Below are 15,987 nucleotides of genomic sequence, written 5' to 3'. Positions count from 1 at the left end.
GGGGGTCTTCTAGTACGAGGACCCGCCCGAGCCGAGCGAACCCGTCGGGTGCCAGACCGTCTTGGTCTCCAGGAACGCCGTCATGCGGTGCGTGCCCGGGTCCGCGGTCCAGTCGTCCACAGGCTGTGGACGCAGGACGCGCTTGAGGTTGTCCGCCGCGGCGATCTCCAGCTCCTTGGCCAGCGCGACGTCGGCGCCCGCCAGGTCGATCGCGTTGACGTCCTGGTGGGAGGCCAGGTGCGGGCCCATCTCCGCGGCCTTGCCGGACAGGATGTTGACCACGCCGCCGGGCAGGTCGGAGGTGGCCAGCACCTCGCCCAGGGAGAGGGCGGGCAGCGGGGACTTCTCCGAGGCGATCACGACCGCGGTGTTGCCGGTGGCGATCACCGGGGCGATCACCGAGACCAGGCCGAGGAACGACGAGTCCTGCGGGGCGATGACCGTCACGACGCCGGTCGGCTCGGGGGTGGAGAGGTTGAAGAACGGGCCCGCGACGGGGTTGGCCCCGCCGACGATCTGGCCGATCTTGTCGGTCCAGCCCGCGTACCAGACCCAGCGGTCGATGGCGGCGTCCACGACGGCGCCGGCCTTCGACTTGGACAGGCCCTCCGCCTCGCCGACCTCGCGGACGAACTGGTCGCGGCGGCCCTCGAGCATCTCGGCGATGCGGTAGAGGATCTGCCCGCGGTTGTAGGCGGTGGCGCCCGACCAGCCGCCGAAGGCCTTGCGGGCCGCGACGACCGCGTCACGCGCGTCCTTGCGGGAGGACAGCGGGGCGTTGGCCAGCCAGTTGCCCTTGCCCGCCGCGCCGGCGGCTGATGTTTTCGTGGTCACCTCGTACACCCGGCCGCTCTCGGAGCGGGGGAACTTGCCCCCGATGTACAGCTTGTAGGTTTTGAAGACACCCAGGCGCTGCTGTTCGGACTTGTCAGACATCGAGGTAGCCCTCCAGGCCGTGGCGGCCGCCCTCGCGGCCGAAGCCCGACTCCTTGTAGCCGCCGAAGGGCGAGGTCGGGTCGAACTTGTTGAACGTGTTGGCCCAGACGACACCCGCGCGGAGCTTGCCCGCGACCGCGAGGATGCGCGAGCCCTTCTCCGTCCAGATGCCCGCGGACAGGCCGTACTGGCTGTTGTTGGCCTTGGCGACGGCCTCGTCGGGCGTGCGGAAGGTCAGTACGGACAGCACCGGGCCGAAGATCTCGTCGCGGGCGACGGTGTGCGCCTGGGTGACGTTGGTGAAGAGCGTCGGGGCGAACCAGTAGCCGGCGGACGGCAGCTCGCAGGCCGGGGACCAGCGCTCGGCGCCCTCGGCCTCGCCGGTATCCGCGAGCGCGGTGATCCGGGCGAGCTGCTCGGCGGAGTTGATCGCGCCGATGTCGGTGTTCTTGTCGAGCGGGTCGCCCAGGCGCAGCGTGGAGAGGCGGCGCTTGAGGGAGTCCAGCAGCTCGTCGTGGAGCGACTCCTGGACCAGGAGGCGGGATCCGGCGCAGCAGACCTGGCCCTGGTTGAAGAAGATGCCGTTGACGATGCCCTCGACGGCCTGGTCGACGGGGGCGTCGTCGAAGACGATGTTGGCGCCCTTGCCGCCCAGCTCCAGGGTGACCTTCTTGTCGGTGCCGGCGACGTGGCGGGCGATCTTCTTGCCCACGGCCGTGGAGCCGGTGAAGGCGACCTTGTTCACGTCCGGGTGCTCGACGAGGGCCGCGCCCGCGTCTCCGTACCCGGTGAGGATGTTGACGACGCCCTTGGGCAGGCCGGCCTGGCGGCAGATGTCCGCGAAGAACAGCGCGGAGAGCGGGGTGGTCTCGGCGGGCTTCAGGACGACCGTGTTGCCGGTGGCGAGCGCCGGGGCGATCTTCCACGCGAGCATCAGGAGGGGGAAGTTCCAGGGGATGACCTGGCCCGCGACACCCAGCGGGCGCGGGTTCGGGCCGTAGCCCGCGTGGTCGAGCTTGTCGGCCCAGCCCGCGTAGTAGAAGAAGTGCGCGGCGACCAGCGGGAGGTCCGCGTCGCGGGTCTCCTTGATCGGCTTGCCGTTGTCCAGGGTCTCCAGGACGGCGAGCTCGCGGCTGCGCTCCTGGATGATCCGGGCGATGCGGAAGAGGTACTTGGCGCGCTCGGAGCCGGGCAGCGCGGACCACTTCTCGAAGGCCTTGCGGGCCGCCCTGACGGCGCGGTCCACATCGGCGGCGCCCGCCTGGGCGACCTCGGCGAGGACCTCTTCGGACGACGGCGAGACGGTCTTGAAGACCTTGCCGTCGGCGGCGTCGGTGAACTCACCGTCGATGAAGAGCCCGTAGGAGGGGGCGATGTCGACGACCGAGCGGGACTCGGGAGCCGGTGCGTACTCGAAAAGGGATGCCATGGTGATCAGTCCACCGTCACGTAGTCGGGACCGGAGTAACGGCCGGTGCTCAGCTTCTGGCGCTGCATCAGCAGGTCGTTCAGCAGGCTGGAGGCGCCGAAGCGGAACCAGTGGTTGCTCAGCCAGTCCTCGCCCGCGGTCTCGTTGACCAGGACCAGGAACTTGATCGCGTCCTTGGTGGTCCGGATGCCGCCGGCCGGCTTCACGCCGATCTGGATTCCAGTCTGCGCCTTGAAGTCGCGGACGGCTTCGAGCATGAGGAGCGTGTTGGCCGGGGTGGCGTTGACGCCCACCTTGCCCGTCGACGTCTTGATGAAGTCGGCGCCCGCGAGCATGCCGATCCAGGAGGCGCGGCGGATGTTGTCGTACGTCGACAGCTCGCCGGTCTCGAAGATGACCTTGAGGCGGGCCGCGGTGCCGTCGGGGCGGACGCAGGCCTCCTTGACGGCCTTGATCAGCTCGTACGTGTCGAGGTAGCGGCCGGCGAGGAAGGCGCCACGGTCGATGACCATGTCGATCTCGTCGGCGCCGGCGGCGACGGCGTCACGGGTGTCGGCGAGCTTGACGGGCAGCGCGGCGCGGCCGGCCGGGAAGGCGGTCGCGACGGAGGCCACCTTGACGTCGGCGCCGTTCAGGGCGGCCTTCGCGGTGGCCACCATGTCGGGGTACACGCAGACCGCGGCGGTCATGGGCGTGCTGCGGTCGGTCGGGTCGGGGTTGACGGCCTTGGCGGAGAGCGCCCGGACCTTGCCCGGGGTGTCCGCACCCTCGAGCGTCGTCAGGTCGATCATCGAGATGGCCAGATCGATGGCGTACGCCTTGGCCGTCGTCTTGATCGAGCGGGTGCCGAGGGAGGCCGCGCGGGCCTCCAGTCCGACTGCGTCGACGCCGGGCAGCCCGTGCAGGAAGCGGCGCAGCGCACTGTCGGACGTCGTCACGTCAGCGAATGCGGTGAGGGTGGTGGGCATGGTCACCACATGAGCATATCTACGCGCGTAGCGACCTGTCACCCCCACCTCCGAATCCGCTATGGAATCGACACCTCCACTCGGCCGCCGCCAGCCCGACGACGTCATTGCCAACGCCGATCTCGTGGGGTGAGACGGCGTGGGGCACAATCGGGCCCATGAGCAGCCAGCAGCAGCCCACCGACGAGCCCGTCTACGACGACCGGGTCTACCGCTCCTCCTCGGCCGTGGTCACCGGAGTGCTGCTGCTCGCGCTGGCCGCGTGGCTCTGCGGGGACGCGGTGGTGCGCGGCTCCGGGAACACCCCGTGGATCTCCCTCGCCCTGGCGCTGTGCGTGGTGCCGCTGATCGTGGCCTTCACGATCCGCCCCGCCGTCTTCGCCAATGACGACCGGATGCGGGTGCGCAACCCCTTCCGGGTCATCGAGCTGCCGTGGGCGGCCGTGGACGCGGTGCGCGCCGCGTACTCGGCGGAGGTGCTGGCCGAGGGCTCCAAGTACCAGCTGTGGTCGGTCCCCGTCTCGCTGCGGGAGCGGAAGAAGGCGAACCGGGGCCGGCTCAGCCGCGGCGGCGGGCTCACCGGCCGGGGGCTGTCCGCCCCCGAGGGCGCGCAGCCGCCCGCGGCGGACGGGCCGCAGCGGGCCGGAGCGGACAAGGTCGTGGACGAACTGCGGGAGCTGGCCGAGCGCGGGGCCACCCGGGCCGGGGCCCAGGGCAGCGTGCGCGTGCAGTGGTCGTACGAGATCATCGCGCCCGCCGTGGCCGGCGCCGTGCTGCTGATCGTGCTCCTCGCGACGGGCTGACCGGGCCTCCTGCCCACCCCTGCCCGCCCGCCGGTGCCCGGCCGCCGCGCACGCCTCCCGCACGCGCCGTACGGGAGGAGCCCGCGTACCGCCCCCCGATCCCGGCCTCCGTACGTGCTCCCCACCACACCCCTCCCGGGGCGGAACCGGCGCTGCCGGCCGGTGCGTCCTCGCAGGTGTGCAGCGTCATGAGGCCGGCGACAGCGTCGGCACCGCCATTCAGCTCCGGTTCCGGCTCCTGGGCGGCGCCCTGCTGGTCGCCCATCTCCTGGTCGTCGGCTGGCTGACGCTGCGACCACTGGACGTGCCCTGGGCCGAGGCCGCGAACCTGACCCCGCTGGAGGGGATCAGGGCGGACCTCGCCCGCGGGCCGCTGGAAGGGGCCCGCCGGATCGGCGAGGGGCTGGCGCTGCTGGCCCCGCTGGGAGTGCTGCTGCCGCTCGTCAGCGGGCGGCTCGCGCCGTCGGCCCTGTCCGCGTGGTCCTCGCTGGCCCGGACCGCGGCCGCGGGCGCACTGGTCTCGGTGTGCATCCTGATGCTGCAGACCGCGGTGCCGGGGCAGGTGGTCGACGTGGACTCGGTCCTGCTGAACACCGTCGGCGTGCTGCTCGCGCACGCGGCCGTCGTACCGGCGCTGCGCGCCCGGCTGCGGCGCTCACATGGCGTTTATCAGGGGCCCACCCCGAGAATTTCCAGGGTCGGGCTCGGTCCGTGGACCGAGGTTCTTTCGGCGGTTCCCCGGGAGTATTGAGGCATCGCAAGCTGAGCTGGTCTTCAGAACAGCGGAACAGCGATCCCGTTGAAGGAGAACCCCATGAGCGCCCTTGTCCGCCCCCGTGACGGTCGTTGGATCGGCGGCGTCTGCGCCGGACTGGCGCGGCGTTTCGGATTTTCCGCCCGTACGATGCGCGTCATATTCGTCGTCTCGTGCGTGCTGCCCGGCCCGCAGTTCCTGATCTACCTGGCGCTGTGGCTGCTCCTGCCGAACGAGAAGTCCGCCTCCACCGCTTGGTAGACCGGCCGCGCGGGCCGGATAGGCAAGGCCTGATCAGCCGGCCCGCCGGACCTTCTCCAGCTGCTTGTCGGCGACCTCCTGCGGCACCTGCGTCTTCTGCTGAGCCGCGGCCACGTTGAGGGCCATCAGCCGCACGATGGTGTCGCCGGAGCGCACGACGACCAGGTGCACCTGCGCCGAGACGCCCTGGGCGGCCGCGGTCGTGGTCCAGCTGACGCTCTCGTCGCCGGCCGTGCGGTAGTCGGCGGCCCGCACGTCGCGGTATGTGCCGGCCTGCTTCTCGACCGTGGCGGTGAAGCCCGTACCGCAGGCGGGCACGGCGGCCCTGAGGCGGGCGATCAGCGCCTTGGCGTCGCTCTCCGTGTAGGAGCTGACGGAGGCGGAGACGGCGAGTCCGACCTGCTTCTGGGAGCCGATGCCCCGGTTGACGGTCTCGCGCGCGGCCGGGTCCGGCTTGTCTCCCATGATGTCTGCCAGCGGCTGGCAGGCCTTCTTGTCGGCCTGCGGCTGGCCGTCGGGGGCGTTCGGGTTCTTGCCCTCCGCCGAGATCTGGTAGCCGGGCAGGTCCCCCTGTTCCAGCGCGGACCGCTCCGCCTTGGTGCCGCCGGCCCTGGGCGCGGCGGAGCCGCCGGGCGTCGCCGCGGGGGCGCCGGGCGCACCGGAGGCGGGGCTCGCGGAGCCCTTGGGGTCCGGGCCCTTGCCCGGCGGGGCGCTGTCGGGGCTGTTCGAGCCGCAGCCGACCGCGGCGAGCAGCAGGGCGGGGACCAGCGCGACCACGGTCGCTCGTACCTTCATGCGCATGACCAAGGACCTCATACCGAAGATGTCGGCGGGCAGTTGGTGGCGATCGTGACACACCGCACGGCGGCACACACACCCCGTCGAAGGGGCGTGCGACCGCCGTGGGTGCGTTCGCATCGCGACAGCGTCAGCCGTTGAGGGCTCCGGTGACCGGGCCCAGCAGGCCGGTGACCGCGGCGGTGGGGTCGCTCGGCTGTCCGCCCTCCGCGGAGTTCATCTGCTGCTGGCTGGTCACACCCTGGAGCGCGCCGGTGGCGGTGCCCAGCGCGTCGGTGAGGCCGACGGCCGGAACGGCCGAGGCGGTACCGGCGGCGACGGCGGCGAACGCGGCACCGAGAGCGGCGGTACCGAGGATCTTGGCAGCTGACTGCTTCATGAAAACGTGTCCTTGCGACGGGGAATTGAGCGGCTCCGAAAGCTAGCCACTTCAATCCCCCGCCCGCAAACATCATTAAATACGAGAAAACGCCCGGGAATTGCCCCTCCCGGGCGCTTTCAGTACGTCATGCCGTGGCCTAGGCCGAGACGGAACCGCTGGTGGAAGCGGTCTGCTGGAAAAGCCACTCCGACTTCAGCTCCGCATAACCGGGCTTGATGACCTCGTTGATCATGGCCAGTCGTTCATCGAAAGGAATGAACGCGGACTTCATCGCATTGACGGTGAACCACTGCATGTCGTCCAGCGTGTAGCCGAAGGTGTCCACGAGGTGCTCGAACTCGCCGCTCATGCTGGTGCCGCTCATCAGACGGTTGTCGGTGTTGACCGTGAGCCTGAAGTGCAGCTTCCGCAGCAGGCCGATCGGATGCTCGGCGTACGAGGCGGCCGCGGCGGTCTGGAGGTTCGAGGTCGGGCACATCTCCAGGGGGATGCGCTTGTCCCGGACGTACGAGGCCAGGCGGCCCAGCTTCACGGTGCCGTCCTCGGCGACCTCGATGTCGTCGATGATCTTCACGCCGTGACCGAGCCGGTCGGCGCCGCACCACTGCAGGGCCTGCCAGATCGACGGCAGGCCGAAGGCCTCGCCCGCGTGGATCGTGAAGTGGTTGTTCTCGCGCTTGAGGTACTCGAAGGCGTCGAGGTGGCGGGTGGGGGGGGACCCGGCCTCGGCGCCGGCGATGTCGAAGCCGACCACGCCGTTGTCGCGGTAGCGGTTGGCCAGCTCCGCGATCTCCAGCGCACGGGCCGCATGGCGCATCGCGGTCAGCAGGGCGCCGACGCGGATGCGGTGGCCGGCCGCCTTCGCCCGCCGCTCGCCCTCGCGGAAGCCGTCGTTCACGGCCTCGACGACCTCTTCGAGGGTCAGGCCGGCTTCCAGGTGCTGCTCGGGGGCATAGCGGATCTCGGCGTACACGACGCCGTCCTCGGCCAGGTCCTCGGCGCACTCGGCGGCGACCCGGAAGAGGGCCTCCTTGGTCTGCATGACCGCGCAGGTGTGCGCGAAGGTCTCCAGGTAGCGCGGGAGGGAGCCGGAGTCGGCGGCTTCCCGGAACCAGACGCCGAGCTTGTCGGCGTCGGTCTCGGGCAGGCTCTCGTAGCCGGCGTCGCGGGCCAGCTCGATGATGGTCCCGGGTCGCAGTCCACCGTCGAGGTGATCGTGCAGCAGCACCTTCGGGGAGCGGCGGATCTGATCCGGGGTCGGCAGGTTGGAGGTCTCGCTCGTCATCTGGGCACTCTAACTCCTACGCGCGTAGAGCGGGGCCGGCCGCGTCCGCCGATATGTAACAGAGACCGCACGGACGGATGTCGTACACCTCGGGGTCTGAGACTGTTCCGCCATGGCACAGCATGCGCCGCCGGCGCGCGGGGTCCGCCTGGGGCGGGCAGCCGGCGCGAACGGCTCGGGTTCGACGGTCAGCGGTGTGGTGCTCCTGCTTCCCGGGGCGTCCAGATTCTCCCCCGGTCCGCTGCGCCCGCTGGGGCGGGCGCTGGCCCGGGCGGGCGGTACGGAAGGGCTGGTCGCGCACACCGTCATCCTCGGCGGGGAAGCCTCCCGCGAGGAGCAGGCGGGGTGGGCGGCGGACGAGGCGGTACGGCGGTACGGGGACGTGCCCGTCTGCCTGGCCGGGTACGGTGCGGGCGGCCTGGCCGCGCTGCGGGCGGGGGGCCACGACGCCGTCAACTCGGTGGTCTCGCTCGCCCCTCGTCTGGAGCCGGGGGCCCCGGCCGGCTCGCCTGAACCGGTGGAGCACCTGTCGGGGCGGCAGGTGCTGATCGTGCACGGCACCAACGACGCGCGCAGCGACCCGGAGGCATCGTTTCAGCTGGCGGCGCGGGCCAAGAAGGCGAATCGGTCCACGTGCCGGTTCGAGGTCCACTCGGACGGGCACGGGCTGCGCGAGCACCAGCCGGAAGTCGTGGCGCTGGCCGTGGACTTCGTGCTCGGCGCGGTGTGCTCGGGGCGGTACTCGCGGCCGGTGGCCGACGCGCTGGCCGCTCCCCCTCCGCTGGGCCTGCGGATGCCGCTGGCCTCGGGGTTCGGGCGCTCGCTCCGGCGGTGAGGCAGGGCCCGCGGGCGGGAGGGGTACGGCGGGGCCATCGCGCGTAACGTGGGCAGTGGACTCGGGGTGATACCTCCCTGAGGCGGTGGATCATGGCCGAAATGGTGTCCAGAAGCTTCGACCAGGCCGACGAGACCCGGCCGTTCGTCGACGGCAAGGGCAGGTTGGACCTGCTGGAGACGGGCGGCGCCGCCGTCGGGCGCGCCACCTTCGAGCCCGGCTGGAAGTGGTCGGACCACGTCAAGCCGCTGGCCGGGACGGACAGCTGCCGGGCCGACCACACCGGGTACGTGGTGAGCGGCCGGATGAAGGTCGTCATGGACGACGGGGAGAGCGCCGAGTTCGGCCCCGGCGACTACATGCGGGTGCCGCCCGGGCACAACGCCTGGGTCGTGGGCGACGAGGCCTGCGTCACGCTGGACTGGACCGGCTTCGCCGACTACGCGAAGCCCTCGGGCTGACGGATCCGCCGGTCCGCGTCCGCGGGCCGCAGCAGACCCGAGGCGCGGTCCAGGACGCGGGCCAGCGCCCCCGCCGTCGGGGCGGTGGCCAGGACGTACGCGTGGTGCAGACCGCCCGTCGGGGCGCGGCGGACCGTGGCCCCCGGCGGGATCTCCAACTGCACGCGGACCACTCCCGGCACCGCACGCGCCGCGGCGATGCCGGGCCGTACGCCGGCGGGCCCGCGGCCGGGCGGGAAGTCCACGTACCTCAGCCCCGCGTACGCGGCGCGCGGGGTGCGCACGGGCTCGGGGAGGCCCAGGCCGGCGGCGAGCGCGAGGGCCGGCACGTCGGTGCCGTGGGCGATCCGCAGCAGCCGGCCGAACTCCTCGCCGCCGGGGCGGGCGTGGGCCTCGACGAGGCGGGGGCCGTGCGCGGTGAGGACGACCTCGGTGTGGGAGGGGCCGTCGTGGTGTCCGGCGAGGTCGAGGACGCCCCGTACGAGCGCCCGTACGGCCTCCGCGGTCGAGGGATCCAGGGCGACCGGCAGGTCGTGGCCGGTGGCGGCGAGGCGGGGGCCGGGGCCGGTGCGGCGGCGGGACCAGCCCAGGACGCGGTGACGGCCGCCGCGGGAGAGGGCTTCGACCGCGAGCTCCGGCCCCTCGAGGTACTCCTCGACGAGGAGGTCGGTGACCTCCGGGTAGCCGAGGGCGGCGGCCCGCGCCTCGGCCTCGTCGTGGACCAGCCGGACCCCTTCGCCGTCGGCGCCCGACCGGGGCTTGATGACGCAGGGGTAGCCGATGAGGGTGGCGACGAACGGGAGCGTCTCGGCGCGTCCGCAGCGGGCGAAGGAGACGGGCCGGCCGGGGTGCAGGGTGTTGGAGCGGGCGCGCAGGGCGGCCTTGTCCATGAGGGCGGTGACGGCGGCGGTGGGGGTGCCCGGCAGGCCCAGCTCCTCGTTGGCGCGGGCGGCGGCGAGGGCTCCGGCGGCGTCGAAGCCGAAGACGGCGGCGCGGCCGCGGCGTACCGCCTCCATCCGGCCGACGGCCCCGACCAGGTGGCGGTGGTCGCGCCAGTCCGTCCGTACCCGCCGCTCCGCCCCCTCACGGTCGGATGGCACCGATGGATCCGGCGCGACCACCACGGTGCGGGCGCCCGCACGGCGGGCGGCCGCCACCACGGCGGGTCGCGGGCTCAGCAGGACGGCCACGGGCCACCGTCCGTCCCTGGGTGTCCCCTGCCGCATACCGCGCTCCCCCCCCTCACGCCGTGCGACCACTCTGCCCGCTTCGGCATATGCCGAAAGCCGCCTGACAGGGGTCGTCTTGCCGCCTTGCGGGAATACGAGGGGTTCACGAACAGACACAGGCCGGGACGAATAGGCATATGCCAGCCGATGAAGCCGAAGCACTGAGCCCCGCGGCCCGGCGCCTCTACGCGTACGCCGTCGAGCGGCACGCCTTCGACGCCGCCGAGGCCACCGAGGCGCTGGGCGTGCGCGCGGCCGCCGCGATCACGGAGCTGGCCGCCGCGCACCTGCTCCAGCGGGCGCCCGGCGGCGGGCCCGACCGGTGGAGCGCGGTCGCGCCCCGGGCGGCGGCGGCGCGCGCGCTGGCCCCGCTGGCCCAGCTCGTACGGGAGACCCACGACGAGATGGACCGGCTGCGGGGACGGTTGGAGGCGCTGGTGCCGGCGTATGAGGCGGGGACCGCGCACCGGGACCTGAGCGGTTCGGGCCGCCTGGAGCTGGTGACGGACCTCGGCGCGGTGCGGGGGCTGATCGCGGAGCTGGTCGCGGCGTGCGAGCGGGAGCTGCTGACCTCGCAGCCGGGCGGCGGGCGGCCGCTGGAGACGCTGGAGGAGTCGATCGGGCGGGACGAGTCGCTGCTGGCGCGCGGGGTCCGGATGCGGACGCTCTACCAGCACACCGCGCGGTACTCGCGCCCCACGGCGGCGTACGTCGAACGGGTGACGGCGCTGGGCGCGCAGGTACGGACGCTGGGCGACGGGCTGATGCGGATGCTGGTCTTCGACGACCACACGGGTCTGATGGCGGTGCCGGACCGCAGCGGGGCCGCGCTGGTGGTGCGCGAGCCGAACGTCGTGCACTTCATGCGGGGGGCCTTCGAGCGGTCCTGGCTGGGCGCGGAGCCGTTCCCCACGACGGTGAGCCCGGACGCGGCGCGGTCGATCTCGGACGAACTGCGGCAGACCATCGTGCGGCTGCTGTCGGAGGGCCTGGAGGACAAGGTGATCGCGCGCAGGCTTGGCATGTCGGAGCGGACCTGCCAGCGGCACATCGCTGAGATCATGCGGGCGGTCCGCGCCAAGTCCCGCTTCCAGGCGGGGTACTTGCTGGCCCCTGCGCCGCCGGGTTCCCCGGCGGGCGGCGCCGCGGACTAGTGCGGTCACAGCACTAGGCGGGCGGCCCGAGTTCCGGGATCAGGCGGCCCCGGCGGGACAGCAGGAAGCGTTTGAACTCCGCCACCGGCGGGGTGTCGGGGTGGCCGTCCAGCCAGGCGAGGCCGATCTCGCGGACGGCGCGCGGGGCGGTGACCGTCAGTTCGACGACCCCCGGGCGGGCCACGGCCGGCGGCGGCAGCAGGGCCACGCCCAGACCGGCGGCGACCAGGCCGCGCAGGGTCTCGGCCTCCTCTCCCTCGAAGGCCACCCGGGGAGCGAACCCCGCCTCCGCGCACAGGTCGTCGGTGATGCGGCGCAGGCCGTAGCCGGGTTCCAGGGTGACGAAGGCTTCCTCGGCGGCCTCGGCGAGGCGGATGCGCTTGCGGCCCGCGAGGCGGTGGTCGTCGGGGACGACCAGGCGCAGCCGCTGTTCGTCGAGCCGGCGGGCGACGAGGTCGGGGGCGTCGGGCAGCGGCGAGGTGAGGCAGAGGTCGAGCTCGCCGGCGCGCAGCCGCTCCAGCATGGCTTCGCCGTAGTTCTGGACCAGGGAGAAGCGCACGCGCGGGTGGTCGGCGCGGAAGGCGCGGATGAGGCCGGGTACGGTCTCGGGGCCCAGGGTGTGCAGGAAGCCGAAGGCGACCTTGCCGAAGGACGGGTCGGCGTCCTGCTGGACGGATTCGGCGGCGCGGGCGATCCCGTCCAGGGCCTGTTCGGCGGAGGCCAGGAAGGTGCGGCCGGCCGTGGTCAGGGCGACGGTTCGGCCCTTGCGGGCGAACAGCGTGACGCCCAGGTCCTGTTCGAGGCGGACCATGGCCCGCGACAACGTCGACTGGGGGACGCCCAGTTCGTGGGCGGCGCGGGTGACGTGCTCGTGCCGTGCGACGGCCGCGAAGTACGCGAGCCGGGGGGCCAGCAGATGTGTCACGGACGCGTCTTCTTCGTAACGGTTCATTGACAGGCGCCGCCCTGAGCTGTGCTGATGCGTGAGTGGAACGATTATGGCGAATCCGTGCATTGGACGCATCAAAAAGGCGGGGCCTACCTTCGACGTATGCCTCCCGTTCATACCGGGGCACCTGTCATCCCAGGTGCCTCCACCCCGTCGTCTGCGCTGCCCGAACCGCACTCCCCCGGCCGCCCCGGCTACCGCCGGATGAGCCTCGCGCTCTTCGCCGCCGGACTCGCCACCTTCGCCCTCCTCTACTCCACCCAGGCGCTGCTGCCCGCGATCTCCGACGGGTTCGGGGTGACGGCGGGCCACGCCAGCTGGACGGTGTCCGCGGCCACCGGGGCGCTCGCCCTGTTCGTCCTGCCGCTGAGCGCGCTGTCCGAGCGGTTCGGGCGCACCCGGATGATGACCTGGTCGATGGTCGTGGCCGTGGGCGTCGGCCTGCTGGTGCCCTTCGCGCCGAACCTCGAGTGGCTGGTGGCCCTGCGGGCCGTGCAGGGCGCGGCGATCGCCGGGATCCCGGCCTCCGCGATGGCGTACCTGGCGGAGGAGGTCGAGCCGAGGGCCCTGGTCGGTGCGATCGGGCTGTTCGTGGCGGGCAACTCCGTCGGCGGGATGAGCGGCCGCCTCGTCACCGGCTGGGGAGCGCAGTTCGGCGGCTGGCGGGCGGGTCTGCTGACCGTCGGGCTGATGGCGCTGGTCTGCGCGGCGGCCTTCCTGGTGCTGCTGCCCCGGGCGCGGTTCTTCCGGCCGGCTTCGCCGAACCCGCGGGCGGTGGGCCGTACCGTCGCCGGTCACCTGCGCGATCCGCTGCTGCTGCGGCTGTACGGGATCGGCGCGCTGTTCATGACCGTCTTCGGCGCCGTGTACACCGTCATCGGCTACCGGCTGGTGGACGAGCCGTTCTCGCTCGGGCAGGGCGTGGTCGGGTCGGTCTTCCTGATCTACCTGGTGGGCACGGTCTCCTCGGCGGCGGCCGGGCAGCTGGTGGCCCGCACGGGGCGGCGCGGCGCGCTGTACCTGGCCGTGGCCACCACCGCGCTCGGGCTGCTGCTGTCGCTGTCCGGGTCCCTGGCGGCGATCCTGCTCGGGCTGGTCCTGATCACGGCCGGCTTCTTCGCGGGGCACGCGGTGGCCTCGGCCGCGGCGAGCCGGACGGCGCGCACGGGCCGTGCGCAGGCCTCGGCGCTCTACCAGTCGGCGTACTACCTGGGCTCCAGCGCGGGCGGCACCTTGGGCGCCCTCGCCTACCACTCGGCGGGATGGGCGGCGACGGTGGGCATCGCGCTGCTGGCCGTGCTCGGCGTCGTCTCGATCACTCTGTACGGGTCCCACGCGGCCCGCGCGGAGCGGCGCGTGCCGGCTTCGGCCGCGACCGTGCGCTGAGGGGCGGCCGCGGGACAGCGGCTGGGAATCGGTCGGGAAATACGTCTCCCCCGAGGCAACTGGTGTCGGTTTTCCGGGCATTCAACACGGTGAACGGATGCGGGGCGGAAAAGGGGAGGGTGCCATGGGGACGCGCATGCGCGCGGCTGCGGTGTTCGGCGGGGCGGTGGCGCTGGCGCTGCCGCTGGTGGTCGCGGGAGGCGGGCCGGCCGGGGCCGCGTCGTGCAACCTCGGCACGGGGCCGTACCAGCGGCAGGTGGAGCAGTTCCTGGGACGGCCGGCGGACGGGCGGCAGTCGGCGGCCGACTGCAGGGCGATCAGGTCGTTCCAGTCGAGCCACGGGATCACCCCGACGCAGGGGTACGCGGGGCCGCTGACCTGGCAGGCGATGAACACGATGCTGGCCCAGCGGGCGGCGGGCCGCACGCCGAACAAGGCGGGCCACTGCCCGGTGAACCGGGGGCGGATCGCCTGCGTCGACCTGACGCGCCAGCTCAGCTGGATCCAGGACGGCGCCACCCTGAAGTACGGTCCCGTCCCGGTCCGCACCGGCAAGGACGGCACGGAGACCCGGACCGGCCTGAAGAAGATCTACCACCGCAGCGTCGACCACTGGTCGACGGTCTACCACGTGTCGATGCCGTACGCGCAGTTCTTCGACGGCGGCATCGCCTTCCACTCGACCGCCAAGAGCATGTGGAACCCGCCCGGCTCGGGCGGCTGCGTGAACATGCGCTCCGCCGACGCCAAGGCGTACTGGAACCTGCTCGGCAAGGGCGAGGACGTCTACGTCTACGGGCGCAAACCCGGCACGTGACGGGTGGTGCGGCCGTTCCGGCTGCCGTTGTCGGACCCCTCCGGTAGGTTCCGAAGGAGTGGACCTACCTGGGGGCGACGACAGCCATGAGTGACCTCGCGACGACACCGACGGACCTCGACAGCGCGCTGGACCGCTACCGGGTCGAGCTGACCGGCTACTGCTACCGGATGCTCGGCTCGTCCTTCGACGCCGAGGACGCGGTGCAGGACACGTACATCCGCGCCTGGCGCAGCTTCGAGAAGTTCGAGGGCCGCTCCTCGCTGCGGTCCTGGCTCTACCGGATCGCCACCAACGTCTGCCTGGACCTGCTGAACGCGGGGAACAAGCGGGCCCGGCCGATGGACCTGAGCGCCCCGCAGCACCAGGCCTCCGCGGTGCTGAACGAGCGGCCGGAGGTGACCTGGCTGGAGCCGGTCCCCGACGGCCGGGTGCTGCCGCAGAGCGCCGACCCCGCGGAGATGGCGCTGGCGAAGGAGTCCGTCCGCCTCGCGTTCGTCGCGGCCCTGCAGCACCTGCCGGCGAAGCAGCGGGCGGTGCTGATCCTGCGCGAGGTGCTGGCCTGGAAGGCCGACGAGGTCGCGACGCTGCTGGAGACCACGGTGGCCTCGGTGAACAGCGCGCTGCAGCGGGCGCGGGCCACGCTGGCCGCGCACGGGATCCGCGACAGCGACCCCGCGGACCCGCTGGACGCCGACCAGGCGAAGCTGCTGGAGCAGTACCTGTCGGCCTTCGAGGCGTATGACATCTCGCGGCTCACCGCGCTGCTGCACGAGGACGCGGTGCTGTCGATGCCGCCGTTCGACCTGTGGCTGCGGGGTCACGAGGACATCGCCGCCTGGCACCTGAACCAGGGCATCGGCTGCAAGGGCTCGCGCCTGGTCCCGACGACGGCGAACGGGATGCCGGCCTTCGGCCAGTACCGGCCGGCGGCCTCCGGGAAGGGCCACACCCCGTGGGCGCTCCAGGTCCTGGAGATCTCAGACGGCAAGATCGTCGGGCTCAACGCCTTCCTGGACACCGCCCGCTGGTTCCCCCTCTTCGGGCTCCCCGAGCAGCTCGACGAGGCCTACGAGGTGGAGCAGGGCGCGTAGCGGAGGGCCGGCGCCGGTGACGGCGAAGCCCCCGCCGTGACCTCGGGCGGTCAGCCGCAGCCGGGCGAGGGCCTCCACAACGGCCAGGCCCGGCGCGGTGATCGCGGTGGCGTCACACACCACCGTGGTCGCCCCGTCCGCGTACAGCCGCGCCAGCCGCGCGCACAGCCGCGCCGTGTCCTGCTCGTCGGCGCCGGGTCCGGGCAGCACCAGTCGTTTGACTTCCACGAGAGGATGACTCCCCCGCCGCCGCGAACTCATCGGCGTCGGACGGTCACCTCGGGGAGTGGGGAATACGGAATGCGTCGATGGGAAGGTACAGCGGCACACCGGCGTGCGCGTGTCCCGCGGCCTTCGCAATGCGGTCGTGCGCAGCGTTCGAGGCGTCACCGATCCCGGCAATGCCGAACGGGACCGGCAGGGGTCTGCCAGTCCCGTTCACCCGA

Annotated in this window: 18 protein-coding genes; 9 read left to right on the top strand and 9 right to left on the bottom strand. The window is 72.6% G+C overall.

What is annotated here, in order from left to right:
* Positions 1-9: 9 nt before the first annotated feature.
* From BGK67_RS21830 to deoC, 3 genes are read right to left on the bottom strand one after another with little or no spacing between them, the layout of a single operon-like run.
* Complete coding sequence (locus BGK67_RS21830; protein WP_069921655.1) at positions 10-936, bottom strand: aldehyde dehydrogenase family protein; 927 nt, start codon at positions 934-936, stop codon at positions 10-12.
* On the bottom strand, positions 929-2,365 hold the full coding sequence (locus BGK67_RS21825) for an aldehyde dehydrogenase family protein (RefSeq protein ID WP_069921654.1): 1,437 nt from the start codon (positions 2,363-2,365) through the stop codon (positions 929-931). Before BGK67_RS21825 ends, BGK67_RS21830 begins: the two co-directional genes overlap by 8 nt.
* Positions 2,366-2,370: 5 nt before the next feature.
* Positions 2,371-3,333, bottom strand: coding sequence for a deoxyribose-phosphate aldolase (gene deoC, locus BGK67_RS21820; RefSeq protein WP_107489001.1), 963 nt, complete (start codon positions 3,331-3,333; stop codon positions 2,371-2,373).
* A 158-nt stretch (positions 3,334-3,491) separates the two neighbouring features.
* Here deoC and BGK67_RS21815 point away from each other — a divergent pair, with 158 nt between their 5' ends.
* From BGK67_RS21815 to BGK67_RS21805, 3 genes are all read left to right on the top strand, one after another.
* Complete coding sequence (locus tag BGK67_RS21815) at positions 3,492-4,136, top strand: PH domain-containing protein (protein WP_069921653.1); 645 nt, start codon at positions 3,492-3,494, stop codon at positions 4,134-4,136.
* A gap of 178 nt (positions 4,137-4,314) precedes the next feature.
* Positions 4,315-4,887, top strand: coding sequence for a VanZ family protein (locus BGK67_RS21810; RefSeq protein WP_069921652.1), 573 nt, complete (start codon positions 4,315-4,317; stop codon positions 4,885-4,887).
* Positions 4,888-4,950: 63 nt separating this feature from the next.
* The gene (locus BGK67_RS21805; protein ID WP_069921651.1) at positions 4,951-5,151 is read left to right on the top strand and encodes a PspC domain-containing protein; all 201 of its coding nucleotides are present in this window, start codon (positions 4,951-4,953) and stop codon (positions 5,149-5,151) included.
* A gap of 33 nt (positions 5,152-5,184) precedes the next feature.
* Here the strand turns inward: BGK67_RS21805 and BGK67_RS21800 are convergent, their stop codons facing one another.
* The 3 genes from BGK67_RS21800 to BGK67_RS21790 all read right to left on the bottom strand — a co-directional run bounded on the left by BGK67_RS21800 (position 5,185) and on the right by BGK67_RS21790 (position 7,616).
* Complete coding sequence (locus tag BGK67_RS21800) at positions 5,185-5,946, bottom strand: hypothetical protein (protein WP_244291287.1); 762 nt, start codon at positions 5,944-5,946, stop codon at positions 5,185-5,187.
* A gap of 133 nt (positions 5,947-6,079) precedes the next feature.
* Positions 6,080-6,328, bottom strand: coding sequence for a hypothetical protein (locus BGK67_RS21795; RefSeq protein ID WP_069921649.1), 249 nt, complete (start codon positions 6,326-6,328; stop codon positions 6,080-6,082).
* 139 nt (positions 6,329-6,467) lie between these two features.
* Positions 6,468-7,616: an adenosine deaminase gene (locus BGK67_RS21790; protein ID WP_069921648.1), complete on the bottom strand. Its 1,149-nt coding sequence runs from the start codon at positions 7,614-7,616 to the stop codon at positions 6,468-6,470.
* A gap of 112 nt (positions 7,617-7,728) precedes the next feature.
* Between BGK67_RS21790 and BGK67_RS21785 the strand changes: the two genes are divergently transcribed.
* The gene (locus tag BGK67_RS21785) at positions 7,729-8,451 is read left to right on the top strand and encodes an alpha/beta hydrolase (protein ID WP_069921647.1); all 723 of its coding nucleotides are present in this window, start codon (positions 7,729-7,731) and stop codon (positions 8,449-8,451) included.
* 92 nt (positions 8,452-8,543) lie between these two features.
* The gene (locus tag BGK67_RS21780) at positions 8,544-8,912 is read left to right on the top strand and encodes a cupin domain-containing protein (protein ID WP_069921646.1); all 369 of its coding nucleotides are present in this window, start codon (positions 8,544-8,546) and stop codon (positions 8,910-8,912) included.
* Here BGK67_RS21780 and BGK67_RS21775 read toward each other — a convergent pair.
* A complete protein-coding gene (locus tag BGK67_RS21775; RefSeq protein ID WP_069921645.1) occupies positions 8,891-10,102 on the bottom strand; it encodes an ATP-grasp domain-containing protein in 1,212 nt (403 codons plus the stop codon). The genes BGK67_RS21780 and BGK67_RS21775 overlap by 22 nt on opposite strands.
* A 176-nt stretch (positions 10,103-10,278) precedes the next feature.
* Between BGK67_RS21775 and BGK67_RS21770 the strand changes: the two genes are divergently transcribed.
* Complete coding sequence (locus BGK67_RS21770; protein ID WP_079154316.1) at positions 10,279-11,295, top strand: helix-turn-helix domain-containing protein; 1,017 nt, start codon at positions 10,279-10,281, stop codon at positions 11,293-11,295.
* Positions 11,296-11,308: 13 nt separating this feature from the next.
* Here the strand turns inward: BGK67_RS21770 and BGK67_RS21765 are convergent, their stop codons facing one another.
* Positions 11,309-12,247, bottom strand: coding sequence for a LysR family transcriptional regulator (locus tag BGK67_RS21765; protein WP_069921644.1), 939 nt, complete (start codon positions 12,245-12,247; stop codon positions 11,309-11,311).
* A gap of 99 nt (positions 12,248-12,346) precedes the next feature.
* Here BGK67_RS21765 and BGK67_RS21760 point away from each other — a divergent pair, with 99 nt between their 5' ends.
* The 3 genes from BGK67_RS21760 to BGK67_RS21750 all read left to right on the top strand — a co-directional run bounded on the left by BGK67_RS21760 (position 12,347) and on the right by BGK67_RS21750 (position 15,541).
* Complete coding sequence (locus tag BGK67_RS21760; protein ID WP_069921643.1) at positions 12,347-13,630, top strand: MFS transporter; 1,284 nt, start codon at positions 12,347-12,349, stop codon at positions 13,628-13,630.
* A gap of 136 nt (positions 13,631-13,766) precedes the next feature.
* Positions 13,767-14,447 (top strand): L,D-transpeptidase family protein, encoded by a 681-nt coding sequence (locus BGK67_RS21755; protein WP_432215520.1) that lies wholly within the window; start codon positions 13,767-13,769, stop codon positions 14,445-14,447.
* Between the two features lie 86 nt (positions 14,448-14,533).
* Positions 14,534-15,541, top strand: coding sequence for a sigma-70 family RNA polymerase sigma factor (locus BGK67_RS21750; protein WP_069921641.1), 1,008 nt, complete (start codon positions 14,534-14,536; stop codon positions 15,539-15,541).
* Here BGK67_RS21750 and BGK67_RS36455 read toward each other — a convergent pair.
* The gene (locus BGK67_RS36455; RefSeq protein ID WP_244291286.1) at positions 15,428-15,769 is read right to left on the bottom strand and encodes an STAS domain-containing protein; all 342 of its coding nucleotides are present in this window, start codon (positions 15,767-15,769) and stop codon (positions 15,428-15,430) included. The genes BGK67_RS21750 and BGK67_RS36455 overlap by 114 nt on opposite strands.
* Positions 15,770-15,987: the final 218 nt, after the last annotated feature.

Source organism: Streptomyces subrutilus (assembly GCF_001746425.1).
Taxonomy (GTDB): Bacteria; Actinomycetota; Actinomycetes; order Streptomycetales; family Streptomycetaceae; genus Streptomyces; species Streptomyces subrutilus_A.
Note: the sequence above shows the minus strand (reverse complement) of the source record. Positions and strands in the feature narration are given on the sequence as shown.

Coding starts and splice junctions, on each gene's coding strand:
- BGK67_RS21830 (WP_069921655.1), bottom strand. CDS start 936: ATGTCTGACAAGTCCGAACAGCAGCGCCTGGGTGTCTTCAAAACCTAC.
- BGK67_RS21825 (WP_069921654.1), bottom strand. CDS start 2,365: ATGGCATCCCTTTTCGAGTACGCACCGGCTCCCGAGTCCCGCTCGGTC.
- deoC (WP_107489001.1), bottom strand. CDS start 3,333: ATGCCCACCACCCTCACCGCATTCGCTGACGTGACGACGTCCGACAGT.
- BGK67_RS21815 (WP_069921653.1), top strand. CDS start 3,492: ATGAGCAGCCAGCAGCAGCCCACCGACGAGCCCGTCTACGACGACCGG.
- BGK67_RS21805 (WP_069921651.1), top strand. CDS start 4,951: ATGAGCGCCCTTGTCCGCCCCCGTGACGGTCGTTGGATCGGCGGCGTC.
- BGK67_RS21800 (WP_244291287.1), bottom strand. CDS start 5,946: ATGAAGGTACGAGCGACCGTGGTCGCGCTGGTCCCCGCCCTGCTGCTC.
- BGK67_RS21795 (WP_069921649.1), bottom strand. CDS start 6,328: ATGAAGCAGTCAGCTGCCAAGATCCTCGGTACCGCCGCTCTCGGTGCC.
- BGK67_RS21790 (WP_069921648.1), bottom strand. CDS start 7,616: ATGACGAGCGAGACCTCCAACCTGCCGACCCCGGATCAGATCCGCCGC.
- BGK67_RS21785 (WP_069921647.1), top strand. CDS start 7,729: ATGGCACAGCATGCGCCGCCGGCGCGCGGGGTCCGCCTGGGGCGGGCA.
- BGK67_RS21780 (WP_069921646.1), top strand. CDS start 8,544: ATGGCCGAAATGGTGTCCAGAAGCTTCGACCAGGCCGACGAGACCCGG.
- BGK67_RS21770 (WP_079154316.1), top strand. CDS start 10,279: ATGCCAGCCGATGAAGCCGAAGCACTGAGCCCCGCGGCCCGGCGCCTC.
- BGK67_RS21765 (WP_069921644.1), bottom strand. CDS start 12,247: ATGAACCGTTACGAAGAAGACGCGTCCGTGACACATCTGCTGGCCCCC.
- BGK67_RS21760 (WP_069921643.1), top strand. CDS start 12,347: ATGCCTCCCGTTCATACCGGGGCACCTGTCATCCCAGGTGCCTCCACC.
- BGK67_RS21755 (WP_432215520.1), top strand. CDS start 13,767: ATGCGCGCGGCTGCGGTGTTCGGCGGGGCGGTGGCGCTGGCGCTGCCG.
- BGK67_RS21750 (WP_069921641.1), top strand. CDS start 14,534: ATGAGTGACCTCGCGACGACACCGACGGACCTCGACAGCGCGCTGGAC.